Origin of the sequence: Flavobacterium rakeshii (assembly GCF_009741375.1) — a bacterium.
Classification (GTDB): domain Bacteria; phylum Bacteroidota; class Bacteroidia; order Flavobacteriales; family Flavobacteriaceae; genus Flavobacterium; species Flavobacterium rakeshii.
Genome location: NZ_WOWP01000045.1, coordinates 26,848 through 44,471 on the forward strand (window position 1 = coordinate 26,848; position 17,624 = coordinate 44,471).

Annotated in this window: 20 protein-coding genes and 1 other RNA gene; 13 read left to right on the forward strand and 8 right to left on the reverse strand. The window is 37.2% G+C overall.

From position 1 onward, the window contains the following. Positions 1 to 17 precede the first annotated feature (17 nt). Complete coding sequence (locus GN157_RS11580; protein WP_157483553.1) at positions 18 to 1,439, reverse strand: ATP-dependent DNA helicase; 1,422 nt, start codon at positions 1,437 to 1,439, stop codon at positions 18 to 20. A 114-nt stretch (positions 1,440 to 1,553) separates the two neighbouring features. Here GN157_RS11580 and GN157_RS11585 point away from each other — a divergent pair, with 114 nt between their 5' ends. The 3 genes from GN157_RS11585 to GN157_RS11595 are packed head-to-tail and all read left to right on the forward strand — an operon-like array spanning position 1,554 to position 3,545. Continuing rightward, positions 1,554 to 2,357 (forward strand): DUF3822 family protein, encoded by an 804-nt coding sequence (locus tag GN157_RS11585; RefSeq protein WP_157483554.1) that lies wholly within the window; start codon positions 1,554 to 1,556, stop codon positions 2,355 to 2,357. Beyond that, complete coding sequence (gene rsmD / locus GN157_RS11590; protein WP_157483555.1) at positions 2,354 to 2,941, forward strand: 16S rRNA (guanine(966)-N(2))-methyltransferase RsmD; 588 nt, start codon at positions 2,354 to 2,356, stop codon at positions 2,939 to 2,941. The genes GN157_RS11585 and rsmD overlap by 4 nt, the downstream gene beginning before the upstream one ends. A gap of 55 nt (positions 2,942 to 2,996) precedes the next feature. Then, positions 2,997 to 3,545 (forward strand): DUF3575 domain-containing protein, encoded by a 549-nt coding sequence (locus GN157_RS11595; RefSeq protein ID WP_157483556.1) that lies wholly within the window; start codon positions 2,997 to 2,999, stop codon positions 3,543 to 3,545. A gap of 4 nt (positions 3,546 to 3,549) precedes the next feature. Here GN157_RS11595 and rnpB read toward each other — a convergent pair. Beyond that, an RNA gene (rnpB, locus tag GN157_RS11600) (RNase P RNA component class A) lies at positions 3,550 to 3,859 on the reverse strand. A 176-nt stretch (positions 3,860 to 4,035) separates the two neighbouring features. Here rnpB and GN157_RS11605 point away from each other — a divergent pair. The 4 genes from GN157_RS11605 (at position 4,036) to GN157_RS11620 (ending at position 7,278) form a co-directional block, all read left to right on the forward strand. Then, the gene (locus GN157_RS11605) at positions 4,036 to 4,365 is read left to right on the forward strand and encodes a hypothetical protein (RefSeq protein WP_157483557.1); all 330 of its coding nucleotides are present in this window, start codon (positions 4,036 to 4,038) and stop codon (positions 4,363 to 4,365) included. Then, the gene (locus GN157_RS11610; RefSeq protein WP_197429440.1) at positions 4,331 to 5,425 is read left to right on the forward strand and encodes a DNA topoisomerase IB; all 1,095 of its coding nucleotides are present in this window, start codon (positions 4,331 to 4,333) and stop codon (positions 5,423 to 5,425) included. Before GN157_RS11605 ends, GN157_RS11610 begins: the two co-directional genes overlap by 35 nt. Before the next feature lie 84 nt (positions 5,426 to 5,509). Next, the gene (gene dnaX, locus GN157_RS11615; RefSeq protein WP_157483558.1) at positions 5,510 to 6,595 is read left to right on the forward strand and encodes a DNA polymerase III subunit gamma/tau; all 1,086 of its coding nucleotides are present in this window, start codon (positions 5,510 to 5,512) and stop codon (positions 6,593 to 6,595) included. A gap of 287 nt (positions 6,596 to 6,882) precedes the next feature. Continuing rightward, complete coding sequence (locus tag GN157_RS11620; RefSeq protein WP_157483559.1) at positions 6,883 to 7,278, forward strand: hypothetical protein; 396 nt, start codon at positions 6,883 to 6,885, stop codon at positions 7,276 to 7,278. Between the two features lie 5 nt (positions 7,279 to 7,283). Here the strand turns inward: GN157_RS11620 and GN157_RS11625 are convergent, their stop codons facing one another. Then, a complete protein-coding gene (locus tag GN157_RS11625) occupies positions 7,284 to 7,607 on the reverse strand; it encodes a hypothetical protein (protein ID WP_157483560.1) in 324 nt (107 codons plus the stop codon). A gap of 78 nt (positions 7,608 to 7,685) precedes the next feature. Continuing rightward, positions 7,686 to 8,363: a DUF4294 domain-containing protein gene (locus GN157_RS11630; protein WP_157483561.1), complete on the reverse strand. Its 678-nt coding sequence runs from the start codon at positions 8,361 to 8,363 to the stop codon at positions 7,686 to 7,688. Positions 8,364 to 8,442: 79 nt separating this feature from the next. Between GN157_RS11630 and GN157_RS11635 the strand changes: the two genes are divergently transcribed. Then, positions 8,443 to 9,531, forward strand: coding sequence for a M42 family metallopeptidase (locus GN157_RS11635; protein WP_157483562.1), 1,089 nt, complete (start codon positions 8,443 to 8,445; stop codon positions 9,529 to 9,531). A gap of 52 nt (positions 9,532 to 9,583) precedes the next feature. Here the strand turns inward: GN157_RS11635 and GN157_RS11640 are convergent, their stop codons facing one another. From GN157_RS11640 to GN157_RS11655, 4 genes are all read right to left on the reverse strand, one after another. Next, on the reverse strand, positions 9,584 to 9,967 hold the full coding sequence (locus GN157_RS11640; RefSeq protein ID WP_157483563.1) for an ankyrin repeat domain-containing protein: 384 nt from the start codon (positions 9,965 to 9,967) through the stop codon (positions 9,584 to 9,586). Between the two features lie 181 nt (positions 9,968 to 10,148). Beyond that, positions 10,149 to 11,096, reverse strand: coding sequence for a phosphoribosylaminoimidazolesuccinocarboxamide synthase (locus GN157_RS11645; RefSeq protein ID WP_157483564.1), 948 nt, complete (start codon positions 11,094 to 11,096; stop codon positions 10,149 to 10,151). 51 nt (positions 11,097 to 11,147) lie between these two features. Next, positions 11,148 to 11,543: a hypothetical protein gene (locus tag GN157_RS11650; RefSeq protein ID WP_157483565.1), complete on the reverse strand. Its 396-nt coding sequence runs from the start codon at positions 11,541 to 11,543 to the stop codon at positions 11,148 to 11,150. A 66-nt stretch (positions 11,544 to 11,609) separates the two neighbouring features. Beyond that, positions 11,610 to 12,557, reverse strand: coding sequence for a PhoH family protein (locus tag GN157_RS11655; RefSeq protein WP_035130748.1), 948 nt, complete (start codon positions 12,555 to 12,557; stop codon positions 11,610 to 11,612). 104 nt (positions 12,558 to 12,661) lie between these two features. On the opposite strand from GN157_RS11655, the gene GN157_RS11660 reads away from it, so the two are divergent. From GN157_RS11660 to dnaN, 5 genes are all read left to right on the forward strand, one after another. Next, positions 12,662 to 13,489, forward strand: a complete 828-nt coding sequence (locus GN157_RS11660; protein WP_157483566.1) for an SAM hydrolase/SAM-dependent halogenase family protein — start codon at positions 12,662 to 12,664, stop codon at positions 13,487 to 13,489. 58 nt (positions 13,490 to 13,547) lie between these two features. Next, positions 13,548 to 13,844, forward strand: a complete 297-nt coding sequence (locus GN157_RS11665; RefSeq protein ID WP_157483567.1) for a putative quinol monooxygenase — start codon at positions 13,548 to 13,550, stop codon at positions 13,842 to 13,844. 47 nt (positions 13,845 to 13,891) lie between these two features. Next, the gene (gldF, locus tag GN157_RS11670) at positions 13,892 to 14,617 is read left to right on the forward strand and encodes a gliding motility-associated ABC transporter permease subunit GldF (protein WP_157483568.1); all 726 of its coding nucleotides are present in this window, start codon (positions 13,892 to 13,894) and stop codon (positions 14,615 to 14,617) included. Next, positions 14,617 to 16,302, forward strand: a complete 1,686-nt coding sequence (gene gldG, locus GN157_RS11675) for a gliding motility-associated ABC transporter substrate-binding protein GldG (protein WP_394350069.1) — start codon at positions 14,617 to 14,619, stop codon at positions 16,300 to 16,302. The genes gldF and gldG overlap by 1 nt, the downstream gene beginning before the upstream one ends. Positions 16,303 to 16,385: 83 nt before the next feature. After that, positions 16,386 to 17,504 carry a DNA polymerase III subunit beta gene (gene dnaN / locus GN157_RS11680; RefSeq protein ID WP_035130739.1) on the forward strand — a complete coding sequence of 373 codons (1,119 nt, stop codon included), beginning with the start codon at positions 16,386 to 16,388 and terminating at the stop codon, positions 17,502 to 17,504. Positions 17,505 to 17,624 lie beyond the last annotated feature (120 nt).

The following is a 17,624-nucleotide window of genomic DNA, read 5'->3' on the forward strand; positions in this document are numbered from 1 at the left end:
CAAAATATTATATACTGTTAATCTTCAAAATAATCGTCCTTAAACCCTATAAGGTAGAGCTTGTCTTTTGCTCTGGTTACAGCTGTATACAACCATCTTATATAATCTCTGTCTATCCCTTCAGGCAGGTATGGCTGTTCTATAAATACCGTATTCCACTGCCCTCCCTGCGATTTGTGGCAGGTAATGGCATACGAGAATTTTACCTGTAGCGCATTAAAATGGGGGTTGGTTTTTATTTTCATGAATTTACGATAATTACTTTCGCCTTCATAATCTTTTTGCACTTCCTGATACAGCCTGTTAGACTCCTCATAAGTAAGTGATGGCGATTCGCTGGTAATGGTATCCAAAAGCAGTACCGTTTCAAATGGTGGCTGACTGGCATAATCAACCATTCGTACTTTTACTCTGGCAAATTTAAAACCATACAGCTCTTCAATCCTGAAAATTTCCAGAATTTCAATAATATCACCATTAGCTATAAACCCAGCTTCAGATTTTTCGTTGAGCCAAAAATAATTATTCTTTACCACCATTAGAAAATCCCCTGTGGAAAGTTCGCTTTCTCTCGAAAGTATTTTAGCCCTTATTTGCTGGTTGTAAAGGTTAGCTCTTTTATTGGAACGGACAATAAACGCGGTGTCTTCAATACTGTAGTTACTGTAAGCGCTCTCTATTGCATCCTGAATATCATATCCGTCTACAAGGCGTACTATATCCTTAAACCCACGTACTTTAAACTGAAAAGTATCAAAAAAGGCCGATTTAAGTATTTCTCTTAATTCTGTAGCATTATACAGAATACCGGAGTCGGTTTCCTGACGCATTACTTCGTCCAGTTCTATCTGCTCTACCTCTTTCTGGTAATTTAAAGAGAGTGTATCAATATTTAATGCCGGACTAATATCTAAATTTACCGGAGGAAGCTGTGCGGTATCTCCTATTAGAATCATTTTACAATTATGACCCGAGTACACATACGAGATAAGATCGTCCAGCAGAGAGCCGTTTTCATACATTTTTGATTCGGCTGCCACGTCAGATATCATCGAAGCCTCATCTACAATAAAAATGGCATTCTTAAATTTATTTTGCTGCATGGTAAAACCCATAGCACCACCACTCGCCTTTTTAGGGAAATAAATACGCTTGTGTATGGTATAGGCAGGTTTTTGGGAGTAATTAGCTATTACCTTAGCCGCCCTACCGGTAGGTGCCAGCAGCACATATTTCTTATTGGCTTCCTGTAAGTGGTTTACTAGTGTACTTATAATGGTTGTTTTACCTGTACCGGCATACCCTTTTAATACAAAAAGCTCATCGTTATCGTTGTTAGTTATAAATTCTGCTATTTTTTGTAAAAAAACATCCTGTTTTACAGTTGGGTTAAACGGAAACTGGCGACGGAGTATTTTATAAAAATTGGCTGAAGTCATTAATGGAATAAATTCTTTTTTGAAAAATGAAGCTCAAAGATAAGGTGATTTTTACGAGTAACAGGTGCTAAACCAAAAAAGAATGTAAATTTGTAACTCATCAAAAATTACTCAATGAACGAGACCATCACAACAAAAAACTATAAAAAACTTTCCATGCAAATTGCGCAAAGCGAAATGTCTTTTTGTTGTTTTGACACCTTAAACCAGGAAATAACTGATTACCACAGCATTGCCTTCTCTGTATTAAAACCACTGGAAGATCAGCTCTGGAAAACTTTTGTTAATCACCCTGAGTTAATGAATGACTATGATGAGATTGTGGTGCTTCATGACAACAGCCTTAACACCTTTGTTCCCAATGCACTTTTTGACGAAGAGTTTTTAGGCAGCTATTTACAATACAGTACAAAAGTTTTTGATACCGATTTTTTTGCGTTTGATACCATAGAGAACTACGACATGAATAACGTTTATGTTCCGTTTATGGATGTAAATAACTTTCTTATAGACCGTTATGGCTCTTTTGAGTATAAAAACACAAACAGCATACTGGTATCAAAACTGCTGGATGCCTCAAAAAACATTGACGACAAGCAGGTTTTTGTGCATTTACAGTCAACCCACTTTGAAATTGTTGTTGTAAAAAACCAAAAACTACTGCTTTTCAACTCGTTTGAATACAATACACCCGAAGACTTTTTATACTACTTATTGTTTACATTAGAGCAACTGCAACTTAACCCTGAGTTTATAAAAGTTTGTTTACTTGGTAGGGTAAGTGAAGACAATCCCTGTTACAGCATTGCTTACAAGTATATAAGGAACCTCACGCTTTTTGACCCTTATATGCTGGCTGACCGATGGAACAAAAGCACAGAAGAAAGTCTAAAGCATTTTATACTGTTTAACTCATGAGAATAATTTCAGGTAAATACAAAGGACGCAGAATAATCGCTCCTAAAAACCTTCCGGTAAGACCAACTACTGATATGTCTAAAGAATCACTATTCAACATCCTTAACAATCGTTTTGATTTTGAAGGACTTAGAACACTTGACCTTTTTTCGGGCACCGGAAATATAAGTTATGAATTTTGTTCGCGTGGCGCCGACAGTGCAATTGCTGTTGACGGTGATTTTGGCTGTGTGAAATTTATAAAACAAACTGCTACCGAATTTGATTTTCCTATTACCGCAATAAAAAGCGATGTAATTAAGTTTTTAAAGACTAATAAGTCTTCGTATGACATGATTTTTGCCGATCCTCCATATGATATGGATCAGAAACTGTTTGAGGAAATTGTATCCCTGGTTTTTGAAAATGATTTACTTGAGGAAGACGGAATGATGATAATTGAACATTCAAAACACACTAAAATGGACCATTTGATGAACTTTTCTTTCCAAAAGAAATATGGTGCATCACAATTTACATTTTTTGAATTTGATAATGAAGAATTTGAAGATACTGGAATCTCAGAAGACGATGAAATTGAATAATCCAATTTTAATATTCACTATAATTTTTGGCCTCCCTTAGAGGCCGTTTTTGCTAATGAAAAAGATTTTATTATCCGCTCTTTTACTTACTGTTACTCATTCATTTTCACAAACTTATTTTAAGTTTAATGCCCCAACAACCCTTTTAGGAATACCACAGGTTGGTATAGAAACCAGTTTGGCTAAAAAAGTAACCTATCAGTTTGATGTTTTAGGTTCTCATTGGAATTCTTTAAACGGTGCTCCCTTTAAAACCATAATGGGAATATCTGAATTTCGTTACCATTTTAATGAAAACTATAAAGGTATATACGTAGGGGGACATATTGGCGCCAGTAAATTTGAACTCCAAAAATGGAATTACATCAATTCAAATCTATACCAAAAAGGCTATGCTTTATTTTATGGTATAACAATAGGTTACCAAATTAAAATAAATGACAAATGGATGATTGATATGTTTATGGGAGGAGGAAACCAGCAAGGTTTTTACAAAGGCTATTACCTAGGTACCAATACCCGTTATGAACATGTTAGAAACTACAACAAAAGTGGCGAATGGCTACCTTACCGTGGCGGTATAATGTTTAGTTACCAACTTTAAAAAAAAGAAAAGCAGGCCTGTAAGCCGGATTCTGTATCCCTAACGGGACCCTTATCATTTATCTGGCCCCTGTATTACTACAGGGGTCTATCTGCCTACCCCCCGGCATTGGGCGGGCAGCCCTTAATTGCCGGTATACATGGCATTTCACCGCATAGAGTTTACCTGATTTCACTACAGCATTACCTGTACATCCTTTCTGTTGCACTTGTCCTCTCCTGCCTAAGCAAGATGACGGGCGTTACCCGCTATGCTGCCCTACGGTGTCCGGACTTTCCTCCACGCCTAAGCGCAGCGATAAGGCGGCCTGCGGCGCAAAGATACATTTAAACTTTCTAAACCCTTCAATAAAACAGGGTTGCCTCACACAAATATTTAAGAATTTTTATAAATACAGTGTTTTTGTTTAACACTTCGTTGGCAGCGAAGCAGTTAGTAAATCTGTAATTTTAGTATAGTAAAACAAACATTAACTATAAAAAGAGAAATTATGGACAGGCAAATGTATCACTACGCTACTGTATCTAAAGCGTTAGAAGAATTATATCAAAAAGGATTTACAACCGATTTTAATCTTGACGAAGACCGTATAAAACAACATTGTGAAGATTTTTCAATAGAACACATATACCGTTATGAAGGGGAAACCGACCCTGCTGATGAAGCTACCGTATATGGTATTATGTCTAAAGATGGTGAAAAGGGTGTATTTGTTGCAGCACAGGGAGCTTATACCGAAAAAAGCGCCGCTAAAATGCTACATAACCTAAGTATTAAAGGCAGAGATGAAGGCTGTGCAGAAAATGGTGCCAAGGCTTAAAAATAAACTGGAAAAAATAGGTAACGATCCAAAAGCTACTGCAAAAGCCGTTGGTTTACGCTATTCGCTTAATAGTGAAAAAGGCTATTACAGAAAGCGTAAAACCAATGGCTTTTTTTATACCGATGACAGCGGAAATATACTTTCTGATAAAGATGTACTGCAAAGGATTAAAAAACTTGTTATTCCCCCTGCCTGGGAAAACGTATGGATTTCTCCTTATGAAAACGGACATTTACAGGTTACCGGTTATGATAAAAAAGGGAGAAAACAGTACCGCTATCACCCTGAATGGACTAAAATAAGAAATCAGTCAAAATTTTACCGTTTGCGCAGGTTTGCCCTTGCCCTACCCGATATACGCCTACAGGTAGAAACCGACCTGAATAAAAAAGGAATGCCTTATGAAAAGGTTGTTGCTTTAGTGGTAAAACTACTGGAACTTACCAACATCAGGATAGGAAATGAAGCCTATAAAAAACTCTATGGTTCATTCGGACTTACAACTTTGAGAGACAAACATGTTACGTTTAAAAGTACTACAGTATGGTTTGACTTTACAGGTAAAAAAGGGGTAAAACACAAAATAAAACTGCAAAGCCGCAGGCTGGCTAATCTTGTAAAAAAATGCAGGGATATACCGGGGTATGAACTGTTTCAGTACTATGATGATGACGGAAAGCATCACAGTATAGGTTCGGCAGATGTAAATGCCTACCTAAAAGAAATTACAGGGGAAGATTTTACCGCAAAAGATTTCAGGGCATGGGCAGGAAGCCTCAATGCTTTATGCTCCTTTCATGAAATAGGCGAACATACCGGTATAACCGACTGTAAAAAGAAAATAGTATCGGTTTTAGACAGCGTGGCTTCAAAGCTGGGAAATACACGTTCAGTTTGTAAAAAGTATTATGTACATCCTACTGTTATAGCCTCTTACGAAAACGGAAGTATATGGAACTATAAGCCCGTAAGCGATAACGAAACATCGTTTAACACAGAAGAAAAAGCCTTACTGGAACTCCTTTCTAATGAAAACATTGCCGAAGTGGTAGCTTAAATGTTAGTAACTTTTAATTAATTACAGCTTAAACAAACTTGCCATTGCCCCTGCAATTAGTATATTTGTTGCACAGATTTTTCTATGGAACAGTTTATAGTATCAGCCCGAAAATACCGCCCGCAAACCTTTAAGGATGTTGTGGGACAGCAGGCTATTACCAATACACTGCTAAATGCTATAGATAACAATCACTTAGCTCAGGCCTTACTGTTTACAGGACCAAGGGGTGTAGGTAAAACCACCTGTGCCCGTATACTTGCCCGTAAAATTAACCAGGAAGGATATGATGATCCTAACGAAGATTTCGCTTTCAATGTTTTTGAGCTCGATGCGGCATCAAACAACTCGGTAGACGATATCCGTAATCTTATCGATCAGGTTAGGATACCACCACAAACAGGTAAGTATAAAGTATATATTATTGACGAGGTTCACATGTTATCTCAGGCAGCATTTAACGCCTTCCTTAAAACACTGGAAGAACCGCCAAGACATGCCATTTTTATACTTGCAACTACAGAGAAGCATAAAATTATCCCAACGATACTTTCCCGTTGTCAGATATTCGATTTTAAACGAATTACTGTAAAAGACGCTAAAGAGCACCTTGCAGAAGTTGCCAAAAGCCAGGGAATTACATTTGAGGATGATGCGTTACACATTATAGCCCAAAAGGCTGATGGTGCTATGCGTGATGCACTCTCTATTTTTGACCGTGTGGTAAGTTACTGCGGTACTAACCTTACACGTCAGGCTGTTACCGAAAACCTAAACGTACTTGATTATGAGTACTACATAAAGGTGACTGACCTTATTCTGGAAAATAAAATACCGGAGCTTTTATTAGCTTATAACGACATACTGGCAAAAGGATTTGACGGACATCACTTTGTTGCCGGATTAGCATCTCACTTCCGTGATTTATTAGTATGTCAAAACCCTGCTACACTTGTTTTACTGGAAGCCGGAGAGGTTGCCCAACAAATGTATGGTGAGCAGGCTAAAAAGGCTTCACAGCACTTCCTTTTACAGGCTATTGACGTAGCTAACGATTGTGACCTTAAATATAAAACAAGCCAAAACCAAAGGCTATTGGTCGAATTATGCCTGATGCAGCTTGCCTCTATCACTTTTGATGGAGAAAAAAAAAAGCTGACAAATTTATAATCCCTCCTCATTATTTTAAAGATTTAGCCAAGGGTAACTCCCCTATACAGAATACTGCACCCGAAAGTCAACAGACAAATACTCCGGATACTGCCGCACAACCCGCACAGGAACAACCTAAAACAACAGGTGGTATATCTCCCCTTCCGGCAAAAGAACTGGAAGTAGAAGCTCCTGTAGTTGTTAAAGCCCCACCAAAACCTGAACCTGATAACAGCGAAAAAGTATCGGCCTTATCCCTAAACAGTATCAGGCAAAAACGTGCACTGGCAGAAAGCCAGAAAGCAATGCAAAGGCATCATGATGAGCTTCCTACCGAAGCTTTTAGCGAAACTGATATGCGCCTGTTGTGGAATAAGTTTGCTCAACGCCTTAGCGATACCGGCCAGAAGATTATGGCTACTTATATGCAGATTAATGATCCAGAACTACAGGAGGACGGATTTACCATTAAACTGGAACTACCAAACGAAGGGTCTAAAGTTGATTTTGATAACAATAAAATAGAACTTTTAGGCTATTTAAGAGGGAAACTCCACAACCACGACATAGTTGTCGAAACACATGTAAATGAGACCGTAGAAAAGAAATATGCGTTTACTCCTGAAGACCGATATGAGAGGCTTAAAAATATAAATCCGGCTTTGGATTTATTACGCAAAACATTTGATCTTGATATTTAATTAAACTAGCAGCTTAACTGGCTTTGAAATAACTCTTCGGCAATATTAAGATTGTAATAGTTTCTATACTCCGGATTTATAATCACTTCAAATTTTTTACGGAATACCAGGTATTCATCATTTGTAAAATCTTCCAGGATTATTTTTACAAGATACGGACTCCCCTTACTAAGTTTTTCCCTGTCTATGCAAATTACCGAAGCATTAAAACAATCTTCATACTGATGGTAAAAGCCCGCACCTATAGGTTCAAAACGGGAGGTATCAATATCTCTTACTTTTAAAAGAGTGGTAAGCTCCTGTGAGTTGTTAATTTGTTCTGTCTTCACCTTCTTTTTCTTTTCCTTGATGCAAAGGTCACACTATAGGTTTAAAAAAAAGAAAAGCCCATATTAATTAATTTTTAATTATTTAGCTTTAGTTTTATTCCTCCAAAGCTCAGTTATAGCATCATAATCAATTTTAAAAGCCGGTTCCTGCCTTGCCAGTCTATGAGAGTCAAAAGCCTGTAATAAATAACCTTCAATGTAGTAATCTTCGGCAACTGTAGCAGGGCTATATTCGCGCTTCAGGTCTATATCAAACATCTTGGCGATTCGACTGGACCAAAAAGCCTTCCAACCACTTTTATGCTCCTTAATAAGATTGAAGGTAGACTCCCCTGTTTGCCTGTGTATTAATTTTACAAGTATTTGTCCGTCTTTCCTTGAAAGTTTTTTTAACTGGTCTTCAAACTCATTTTCAAGGTAGTTTTCAACTATTTTGGCATATTTTTTTCGCTCCTTATCTGTTTTTAACTTCTCCATATTAGCACTAAGCATGGTAAGTCTGTCGGCAGCTATTTTAGCATAGGGATATACCTTTAAAACCCTTCTTTTAAGTATCAGTAAACTTTTTTTCTGTTCGGCACTAATTGTATCATCCACATTAGATATAACCATCTCTTCTAAATCGTATTCAAAGGTTATACTATCATTCTCCACCTGGTTCACAACACCTTTTTTTATGGTATCCTGAACAACCTCCTGACTAAAGCCTGAAAGAAGTGAAAAAAGTACTAATATGACTGAAAATTGTGCTCTCATTATTAAAAATTTATCCCAAATTTAGACATTTATATGTTACTCTGTAATGTAATTAGTAATTTAGCCAAAATTTATTTGTATGTCAGAAAAATCTATACTAAACGCTAAATCGTTAGACTTTTTAGAACAATATTTAAACAACCCGTCCCCTACCGGATATGAAGCCGGTGGCCAAAAAATATGGATGGAATACCTAAAGCCATATGTTGATACTTTTATAACAGATACATATGGTTCTGCAGTAGGTATTATCAATCCTGATGCCAAATACAAAGTTGTAATTGAGGGCCACAGTGACGAAATATCATGGTATGTAAACTATATAACGGATAACGGACTGATTTATGTTATAAGAAACGGAGGATCTGACCACATGATTGCTCCTTCAAAACGTGTTAACATACATACTAAAAAAGGTATTGTAAAAGGTGTTTTCGGTTGGCCGGCAATACACACCCGCCTTCGCGACAAGGAAGAGCAGCCTAAAATAGAAAACATATTTATTGACCTTGGGTGCTCTACTAAAGAAGAAGTTGAAAAACTTGGAGTACACGTAGGCTGTGTGGTTACTTACCCGGATGATTTTATGGTTCTTAACGAAAATAAATTTGTTTGTAGGGCTATTGATAACCGTATAGGTGGTTTTATGATTGCCGAAGTTGCAAGATTACTACACGAAAACAAGAAAAAACTTCCGTTTGGATTATATATAACAAACTCTGTACAGGAAGAAGTTGGTTTAAGAGGTGCCGAGATGATAACTAATACCATCCGCCCTAATGTAGCTATTGTAACCGATGTTTGCCACGACAGTACAACCCCAATGATTGATAAACGTATTGAGGGTGAAACTCAAATAGGTAAAGGTCCGGTTATTACTTATGCTCCGGCTGTACAAAACAATCTTAGGGAACTTATTATTGATGCTGCCGAAAATAACAGTATACCTTTCCAAAGACTGGCTTCATCAAGAGTAACCGGTACAGATACCGATGCTTTTGCTTACAGTAACGGTGGTGTAGCTTCTGCCCTTATTTCACTTCCTTTACGCTACATGCACACTACGGTAGAAATGGTACACCGTGATGATGTAGAAAACGTAATTAAACTGATTTACGAATCACTGCTTAAAATTGAAAACGAAGAGACTTTCTCTTACTTCAAATAATTAAAAAAGCACCTCTATGAGGTGCTTTTTAATTTAGGACATAAAGTATTAATTATGCGTTTTTAAGAAACTCCAATGCTTCTGTAGCATTTGATGCTTCAGCATATTTTTCAGCTGTTTGACCTCTTTCGTCTTTAGCTAATACATAAGCTCCGTTATCAATTAATAACTTCAAAATTTCAACGTTGTTGTAACGTGCTGCCAGCATTAAAGGTGTTTTACCGTTAGATGTTTCATTAACATCTACACCGTATTCAATGAATTTTTTTACAGTATCTACATCACCTTTACAAATAGCATTGCAAAGTGGTGTATTGGTTTTATACTCCTTTACTAACTCAAATCCGGCTGATGCAGGTTGAACAGTTGTTGATGCCATTGCAGCATTACTAAATGCAAATATGGCTAAGCCTAAATAAATGATCGTTTTTTTCATGATGATTGATTTTATAATTGATGATTTGATTTGCTTTAATAGACGACCATAAACAATTAAACGTTACAGTACGATTTTTATTTTAACATTTATTTAACAGTACTCATCTTACTATGCAGGCATATAAAAACAAAAGCGTCCCGCACAGGCAGGACGCTTTCAACGATTATTTATCGTAAAATTATTTATTTAAAAATGCTACAACATTTTTTTCTATTCGACTGTTAATATCCGAAATATCAGCTTTAGCAAACTTCTCTCCCAAGATATTTTCATAAAGCTCAATATATCTTTCAGAAACGCTTTCAATATATTCCTCTGTCATTTCAGGTATTTGCTGACCATCTTTACCCTGAAAACCGTTAGCGATAAGCCACTGTCTTACAAACTCTTTAGAAAGCTGTTTTTGAGCCTCGCCTTTATTTTGACGCTCCTGGTAACCATCGGCATAAAAATAACGGGAAGAATCCGGTGTGTGTATCTCGTCAATCAATACAATTTTACCGTCTTTAGTTTTACCAAACTCATATTTGGTATCTACTAAAATAAGTCCTCTTGAAGCAGCAATCTCAGTACCTCTCTGGAAAAGATCTCTTGTATATTTTTCAAGTACAAGGTAATCTTCCTCGCTTACAATACCGTTTGCTAAAATAGCTTCGCGGGAAATATCCATATCGTGCTCACCATTATCTGCCTTTGTTGTAGGAGTGATAATTGGTGTAGGGAATTTATCGTTCTCTTTAAGTCCTTCCGGAAGTTCAACACCGCAAAGTACTCTCTTACCTGCAGCATATTCGCGGGCAGCATGACCTGAAAGGTAACCACGAATAACCATTTCAACTTTAAACGGATCACATAAATGACCTACAGCTACGTTTGGATCTGGTGTATCAATTAACCAGTTAGGAACGATATCTTCTGTAAGACGCATAAATTTAGTTGCAATCTGGTTAAGTATCTGTCCTTTGTATGGTATACCTTTTGGCATAACCACATCAAAAGCCGAAAGCCTGTCGGTCGCAACCATAACAAGCAGTTCGTCGTTAATATTATATACTTCCCTTACCTTACCGCGGTAAACCGATTTTTGTCCCGGAAAATTGAAATCAGTGGTCGTGATGGTGTTCATTACCTTATAGTGTTATTTCATGTTTAACAAGCTGCAAAAATAAGAAACTTATTATTGCAAATTTTGCTTTTTATCATACTTTTTAGTCCTTATTCCATAAGCTATATTAATAGCCAGCATTAATAATGCAAATAAGCTATAACCAAATTGAAGACCGGTACCCATCATTCCGACACAAGGAATAAGAAAGGCTAAATTAAAAAGTGCAAATGTTTTATTCAATTTCAAATCAAAAAACCACATTATACCATAACTGAGAAAAGAAATAAGTAAAACTAATACAGATAAAACAGGTGTTATGCTGGTAAAATTTAAATCCCATGCATTACCAACAGTTTTATTTATGCCAAAATTTCTCCATCTGTCATCTAAAACAGCATAAGTAATGGTAGATAGTATTAATAGCAAAGTAAAAAGAAATGAATTTCTTGGCTTGGTAAAATCCATTGTAAATAAATATAATGCCCTTTGGTTGGTTACCAAAGGGCATTGATTAATTATTGGTTTTTAATTTTAATCGTGGTTTTCTATGCTTTTATAAGCATCAATAATTTTCTTAACGAGTTTGTGGCGAACAATATCCTTATCATCCAGATATAAAATACCCACACCATCTACATTTTTAAGAATTAAAAGTGCCTCTTTAAGTCCGGATGTAGTTCTGCGAGGTAAATCTACCTGTCCCGGGTCGCCTGTAATCATAAACTTAGCGTTACGCCCCATACGGGTAAGAAACATCTTCATTTGCGAATGGGTTGTATTTTGTGCCTCATCCAGAATCACGAAAGCATTATCAAGCGTACGCCCTCTCATAAAGGCAAGTGGCGCTATCTGGATAATACCTTTAAGGATATAATCTTCCAGCTTTTCATGCGGAATCATATCACGCAGGGCATCATATAACGGTTGCATGTAAGGATCCAGTTTTTCCTTCATATCCCCCGGTAAAAATCCAAGGTTCTCTCCCGCCTCTACAGCCGGGCGTGTTAATATAATACGCTTAACCTGTTTTTCTTTAAGTGCTTTTACGGCAAGGGCAACACCTGTGTAGGTTTTACCTGTACCGGCAGGCCCTACGGCAAATACCATATCATTTTTATACATGGAATCTACCAGCTTTTGCTGGTTTGGGGTAATGGCTTTAATAAGCTTCCCTCCTACACCGTGTACCAGTATTTTATCGCTGGGATCCATAATTTCGGTTTGGGAGTCGCTTTGTATTACCCTTTCAATAACATTATCATCTATGTTATTGTAGCGTGTAAAATGTAGCATTAGCCTTTTAAACCGCTTTTCAAACTCATCAAGTATTTCCTTTTCTCCAAAGGCTTTAAGTGTAGTACCCCTTGCTACGATTTTTAATTTGGGGTAGTATTTTTTAATAGTTTCCAGGTGGGAGTCCTGTGCGCCCCAAAAATCTTTTGGAGCGATGTCTACAAGTTCAATTATTCTTTCGTTCAAAAGCAGTTGTTTTTAATTAAGATTGGTAGCTATATAATTATTAGCTTTGCAATCAAATTTAGTGAATTTTTGAAATCGCTTATTTAAAACTTTTGCACAATTTTATGTCAATAATTACCCTTACTACCGACTTTGGCATCAAAGACCATTTTGTGGGCGCTTTGAAAGGGAAAATTATATCTGATTATGCAGAAGCCCGCATTGTAGACATTTCCCACCATATAGACCTATTTAATGTTTCGGAAGCCAGTTATGTAATTGGTGCTGCTTACAACAGTTTTCCTAAAGGTACGGTTCACCTTATTGGTGTAGATGCCGAACTTACCAAAGAAAACAAGCACATAGCCATGCAATGGAACGACCATTACTTTATTTGTGCCGATAATGGGATTTTAAGTATCCTTACCCGAAAAGTAGTACCACAACGCATAGTGGAAATAAACATTCACGACCGCCTCCCTAGTGGTAGTACAGCTATGGATGTGTTTGTAACGGTAGCCTGCCACCTGGCAAAAGGGGGATCACTAAGTGTTATTGGGAGGGAAATACAGTCGCTTAAGGAAACTAACGAACTTAAGGCTGTTGTGGCAAGCGATAAAAATTCTATTAAAGGATATGTAGTATACATAGACCATTTTGGTAACTGTGTTACTAACATTTCACAAAAACTGGTTAAGGAAGTTGCCAAAGGCAGAAACTTCGAAATAACCTTTAGCACCAAAACTATTAAAGCTGTTAAATCAGGATACTCTGATTTTGCTGTAAACGAGAAGTTTTCCCTAAAGGATTATGAAGGAGAAAAGCTGGCTATTTTTAATGAGGCCGGTTACCTTGAAGTTGCAATATACAGGAGTAACCCGTTAACTGTAGGCACCGCCCGCACACTCCTGGGACTTAAGTTTAGGGATGTGGTAAATGTGGTTTTTAAATAGTTTTAGGCAAATTAATAATAATTACACGATACAATAACAATAAAATTTAAAAAACAGTATGTTTGTACGGATTGTAAAAATGAGCTTTCAGGAAGATAAAGTGGATATATTTCTAAATAACTTCCATGAATTCAAACAACACATACGAAATTATCCCGGAAACCGTTTTTTAGAACTATACAGGGATAAAAAAGATCCTTCGGTATTTTTTACCTACAGTTATTGGGAAACCGAAGAAGATTTAGAAAGCTACCGTCACTCTGATTTGTTTGAAGAGGTATGGTCGTTTACAAAAAAACTGTTTAAAGACAGGCCTGAGGCCTGGAGTGTAGACAAAGTAGTTAGTTTACCATAAAAACATTAATAACTGTTAACCATAAACTAAAAACCAGGCATTACTATATGAAAGCATTGCTGCTACGAGAAATCAAATCCTTTTTCGGGTCACCTATAGGGTATTTGGTTATTGCTATTTTCCTTTTGCTTAACGGGTTGTTCCTTTGGGTATTTGAAGGCGACTTTAATATACTTAACAGCGGATTTGCCGATTTAAGCCCCTTCTTTACGCTTGCACCATGGATACTTATTTTCCTCATCCCGGCAGTAACCATGCGTAGCTTTTCTGACGAAAAGAAACAGGGAACCATAGAACTTTTATTTACCAAACCTATTACTGTTTGGGAAATGGTTAACGGAAAATTCTTCGGGGCACTTTTGCTAATTATATTAGCAATACTACCTACCATAGTTTATGTTTTTGTACTGTCATCACTAGGAGACCCATCGGGAAGTATAGATACCGGTAGTATAATAGGATCATACTTCGGTTTGCTATTCCTTATCTCCGGATATTCGGCTATAGGTATATTTACCTCTGCCCTATCAGATAACCAGATTGTAGCCTTTATAATGGCTGTTTTTCTTTGCTTTGTATTCTACTATGGTTTTGAAGGTATTTCTGCCATAGCAGGAGGCTTTAGTGATTTTGTTTCAGCTTTAGGTATGGATTACCACTTTAAAAGCATAAGCCGCGGTGTTATAGACACAAGAGACATTATTTACTTTGTAAGCATCACTGTACTTTTCTTATCGCTTACTGTTTATAAACTTAAAACACTTAAATGGTAATGAAAAAAGGAAAACAACATATAACGAAACAACTGCTTATAACGGTTTTACTTTTACTTGCCGTTAATTTTTTAGGCAATTTTATTTTTAAACGCTTTGACCTTACACAGGACAAACGCTATACACTATCTGAAGCAACACTAAACCTTGTAAAAAACGTAGACGAACCTGTTTATATAGACGTACTGCTTGAAGGGAATTTCCCGGGTGAGTTTAAACGTCTGCAAACAGAAACACGTCAGTTACTGGAAGAATTTAAAGCCTATAATCCAAATATTGAATTCCACTTTGAAAATCCGCTTGCCGAAGAAGAAACCAGGCAACAGGATATGCGTATGCTTTACAGCAGAGGCTTAACGCCTATCAGCGTTACTGTGGACGATAAAGGTAAACAAAGTCAGGAAGTAGTATTCCCGTGGGCTATTGTAAGCTATGGCGAGAAAACAACCAAGGTACAGCTTCTTAAAAACATGATGGGCGCCTCTACTGCCGAAAAGGTAGTGAGTTCGGTTCAGCACCTTGAATATGCTTTTGCCGATGCTATCAACAAGGTTACCAAAGAGAAAGAAAAGAAAATCGCTGTCATAAAAGGAAACGGAGAGCTTCATGAGTTACTTATGGCCGACTTCCTTAAACAGGTACGCGAAAATTATTTCATAGCCCCGTTTACGCTAGATTCGGTTGCAAACAACCCGATGAATACGCTAAAATCGCTTAAAGACTATGATCTTGCTATTATAGCAAAACCAACACTTGAATTTAGTGAAGAGGAAAAAGAAGTACTGGATCAGTATATTGTTAACGGTGGTAAAACCCTGTGGATGATAGATGCCGTACAGGCCGAAATGGACAGCTTATATAATGAAAGCGGCAGTACGCTGGCTTTCCCGCATAAGCTTAACTTAAACGATATGTTCTTTAAATACGGTTTCCGGATAAATCCTACACTGGTTAAAGACGAAAGAGCTACACCTGTATCACTGGCTGTAGGACAAATGGGTAGTGAAACACAATACCAGCAATACCTGTGGCGCTTTGCTCCGTTTGTATATGCCGAGTCAGACAATCCTATTGTAAAAAACATGGATGGTATTAAGTTTGAATTTGCCAATAATATTGATACTCTTAAAAACAACATCAGTAAAACCGTATTATTACAGTCATCCCCTTACTCAAAAGCCATAGGTACACCAACACCTATAAGCCTTGATATGGTAAACGAACAGACCAAACCGGAAGATTATGAAGGACAGGGTTATTTAACACTTTCTGTATTACTGGAAGGTCAGTTTCACTCCATGTATGAAAACAGAGTCCTTCCTTTTAAAGATCCTTCATATAAGCCTGTTGGTGTTGATAATAAGATGATTGTTATTGCCGATGGCGACGTTATAAAGAACCAACTTGACCAAAGTTACCAGCCTCTTGAACTGGGGTATGATAAATGGACCAATCAACTTTATGATAACAAGCTTTTCCTTATGAACTGTGTAAATTATCTGTTAGATGATACAGGACTTATTAACATAAGAAGCAAGGAAGTACAACTGCCAATGCTTGATAAGGAAAAAGTTTACGAAAAGTATACCACCGTACAGTTTATAACTGTCGGATTACCAATCATAATTTTACTTGTGTTCGGCTTACTGTTTACATTTTTACGAAAAAGGAAATATTCCCGATAGTGTTAATAAAAAATATTTCACATTCGGTTTGATTACGATATATTTGTGAAACGTAATTTTTGCGAAAATCAAAGACCATAGAAATGAAATTTATTGTATCCAGTTCATATTTGCTAAAACAGCTTCAGGTACTAGGGAGCGTTATCAACAGCAGCAACACACTGCCTATATTAGATAACTTCCTTTTTGAATTAGATAATAACCAGCTTACGGTTTCTGCTTCAGATCTTGAAACTACCATGTCTGCCTCTCTTGAAATTGATTCAGAAAGCCAGGGTAGCGTTGCCGTTCCGGCAAAACTGTTACTGGAAACCCTTAAAACTTTCCCAGAGCAGCCGCTTACTTTCACTGTAGAAGATAACAATACTATAGAGATAAGCTCTAACTCAGGTAAATATGCACTTGCTTATGCATCTGGTGAGGAGTTCCCTAAAGCAGTATCGCTTGAGGATCCTTCTTCTACCCTTGTCCCTGCAGAGGTGCTTGCTACTGCTGTTAGCAAAACTATTTTTGCTGCCGGTAACGACGACCTTCGCCCGGTAATGTCGGGGGTATTTTTCCAGTTCTCTCCGGAAGGACTTACTTTTGTAGCTACCGATGCTCACAAACTGGTTAAATATGCAAGAACCGATGTAAAAGCATCTCAGGTTGCTGATTTTATCATGCCAAGAAAACCGCTTAATATCCTTAAAGGTATATTAGCAACATCTGACGCAGAGGTAAAAATTGAATACAACGACTCTAACGCTACATTCTCTTTTGACAACTACATACTAACCTGTAGATTAATTGACGGTAAATACCCTAACTACGAAGCGGTTATACCTAAAGAGAACCCTAATAAGTTATTAATAAACAGAACTTCTTTCTTAAGCTCTGTACGTCGTGTGGCTATCTTCTCTAACAAGACAACACACCAAATACGCCTTAAGATTGCAGGTACTGAACTTAACATCTCTGCCGAGGATATTGACTACTCTAACAAAGCAGAAGAAAGACTTACCTGTGATTACCAGGGAGACGACATGCAAATAGGTTTCAACTCGCGTTTCCTTACAGAAATGCTTACTAACCTGCAAAGCGACGAAATTATGCTTGAAATGTCGTTACCGAACCGTGCAGGTATCCTTACTCCTATTGACGGACTTGATGAAGGTGAGACTGTTACCATGCTGGTAATGCCGGTTATGCTTAATAACTAAGCCTTAATACTTTACAAACACAGTAATTCCCAATAGTTATTATCACAGGGACTAATATAACTGTGACATAGCTACGCTATTATCCAACCCTTTTTTATATTTAAAAACCGCAACACTTAA

What these genes read in the sequence shown, in the direction of transcription:
- GN157_RS11580 (WP_157483553.1), bottom strand. Translation starts at nt 1,439, where the DNA reads ATGACTTCAGCCAATTTTTATAAAATACTCCGTCGCCAGTTTCCGTTT.
- GN157_RS11585 (WP_157483554.1), top strand. Translation starts at nt 1,554, where the DNA reads ATGAACGAGACCATCACAACAAAAAACTATAAAAAACTTTCCATGCAA.
- rsmD (WP_157483555.1), top strand. Translation starts at nt 2,354, where the DNA reads ATGAGAATAATTTCAGGTAAATACAAAGGACGCAGAATAATCGCTCCT.
- GN157_RS11595 (WP_157483556.1), top strand. Translation starts at nt 2,997, where the DNA reads ATGAAAAAGATTTTATTATCCGCTCTTTTACTTACTGTTACTCATTCA.
- GN157_RS11605 (WP_157483557.1), top strand. Translation starts at nt 4,036, where the DNA reads ATGGACAGGCAAATGTATCACTACGCTACTGTATCTAAAGCGTTAGAA.
- GN157_RS11610 (WP_197429440.1), top strand. Translation starts at nt 4,331, where the DNA reads ATGAAGGCTGTGCAGAAAATGGTGCCAAGGCTTAAAAATAAACTGGAA.
- dnaX (WP_157483558.1), top strand. Translation starts at nt 5,510, where the DNA reads ATGGAACAGTTTATAGTATCAGCCCGAAAATACCGCCCGCAAACCTTT.
- GN157_RS11620 (WP_157483559.1), top strand. Translation starts at nt 6,883, where the DNA reads ATGCAAAGGCATCATGATGAGCTTCCTACCGAAGCTTTTAGCGAAACT.
- GN157_RS11630 (WP_157483561.1), bottom strand. Translation starts at nt 8,363, where the DNA reads ATGAGAGCACAATTTTCAGTCATATTAGTACTTTTTTCACTTCTTTCA.
- GN157_RS11635 (WP_157483562.1), top strand. Translation starts at nt 8,443, where the DNA reads ATGTCAGAAAAATCTATACTAAACGCTAAATCGTTAGACTTTTTAGAA.
- GN157_RS11640 (WP_157483563.1), bottom strand. Translation starts at nt 9,967, where the DNA reads ATGAAAAAAACGATCATTTATTTAGGCTTAGCCATATTTGCATTTAGT.
- GN157_RS11645 (WP_157483564.1), bottom strand. Translation starts at nt 11,096, where the DNA reads ATGAACACCATCACGACCACTGATTTCAATTTTCCGGGACAAAAATCG.
- GN157_RS11650 (WP_157483565.1), bottom strand. Translation starts at nt 11,543, where the DNA reads ATGGATTTTACCAAGCCAAGAAATTCATTTCTTTTTACTTTGCTATTA.
- GN157_RS11660 (WP_157483566.1), top strand. Translation starts at nt 12,662, where the DNA reads ATGTCAATAATTACCCTTACTACCGACTTTGGCATCAAAGACCATTTT.
- GN157_RS11665 (WP_157483567.1), top strand. Translation starts at nt 13,548, where the DNA reads ATGTTTGTACGGATTGTAAAAATGAGCTTTCAGGAAGATAAAGTGGAT.
- gldF (WP_157483568.1), top strand. Translation starts at nt 13,892, where the DNA reads ATGAAAGCATTGCTGCTACGAGAAATCAAATCCTTTTTCGGGTCACCT.
- gldG (WP_394350069.1), top strand. Translation starts at nt 14,617, where the DNA reads ATGAAAAAAGGAAAACAACATATAACGAAACAACTGCTTATAACGGTT.
- dnaN (WP_035130739.1), top strand. Translation starts at nt 16,386, where the DNA reads ATGAAATTTATTGTATCCAGTTCATATTTGCTAAAACAGCTTCAGGTA.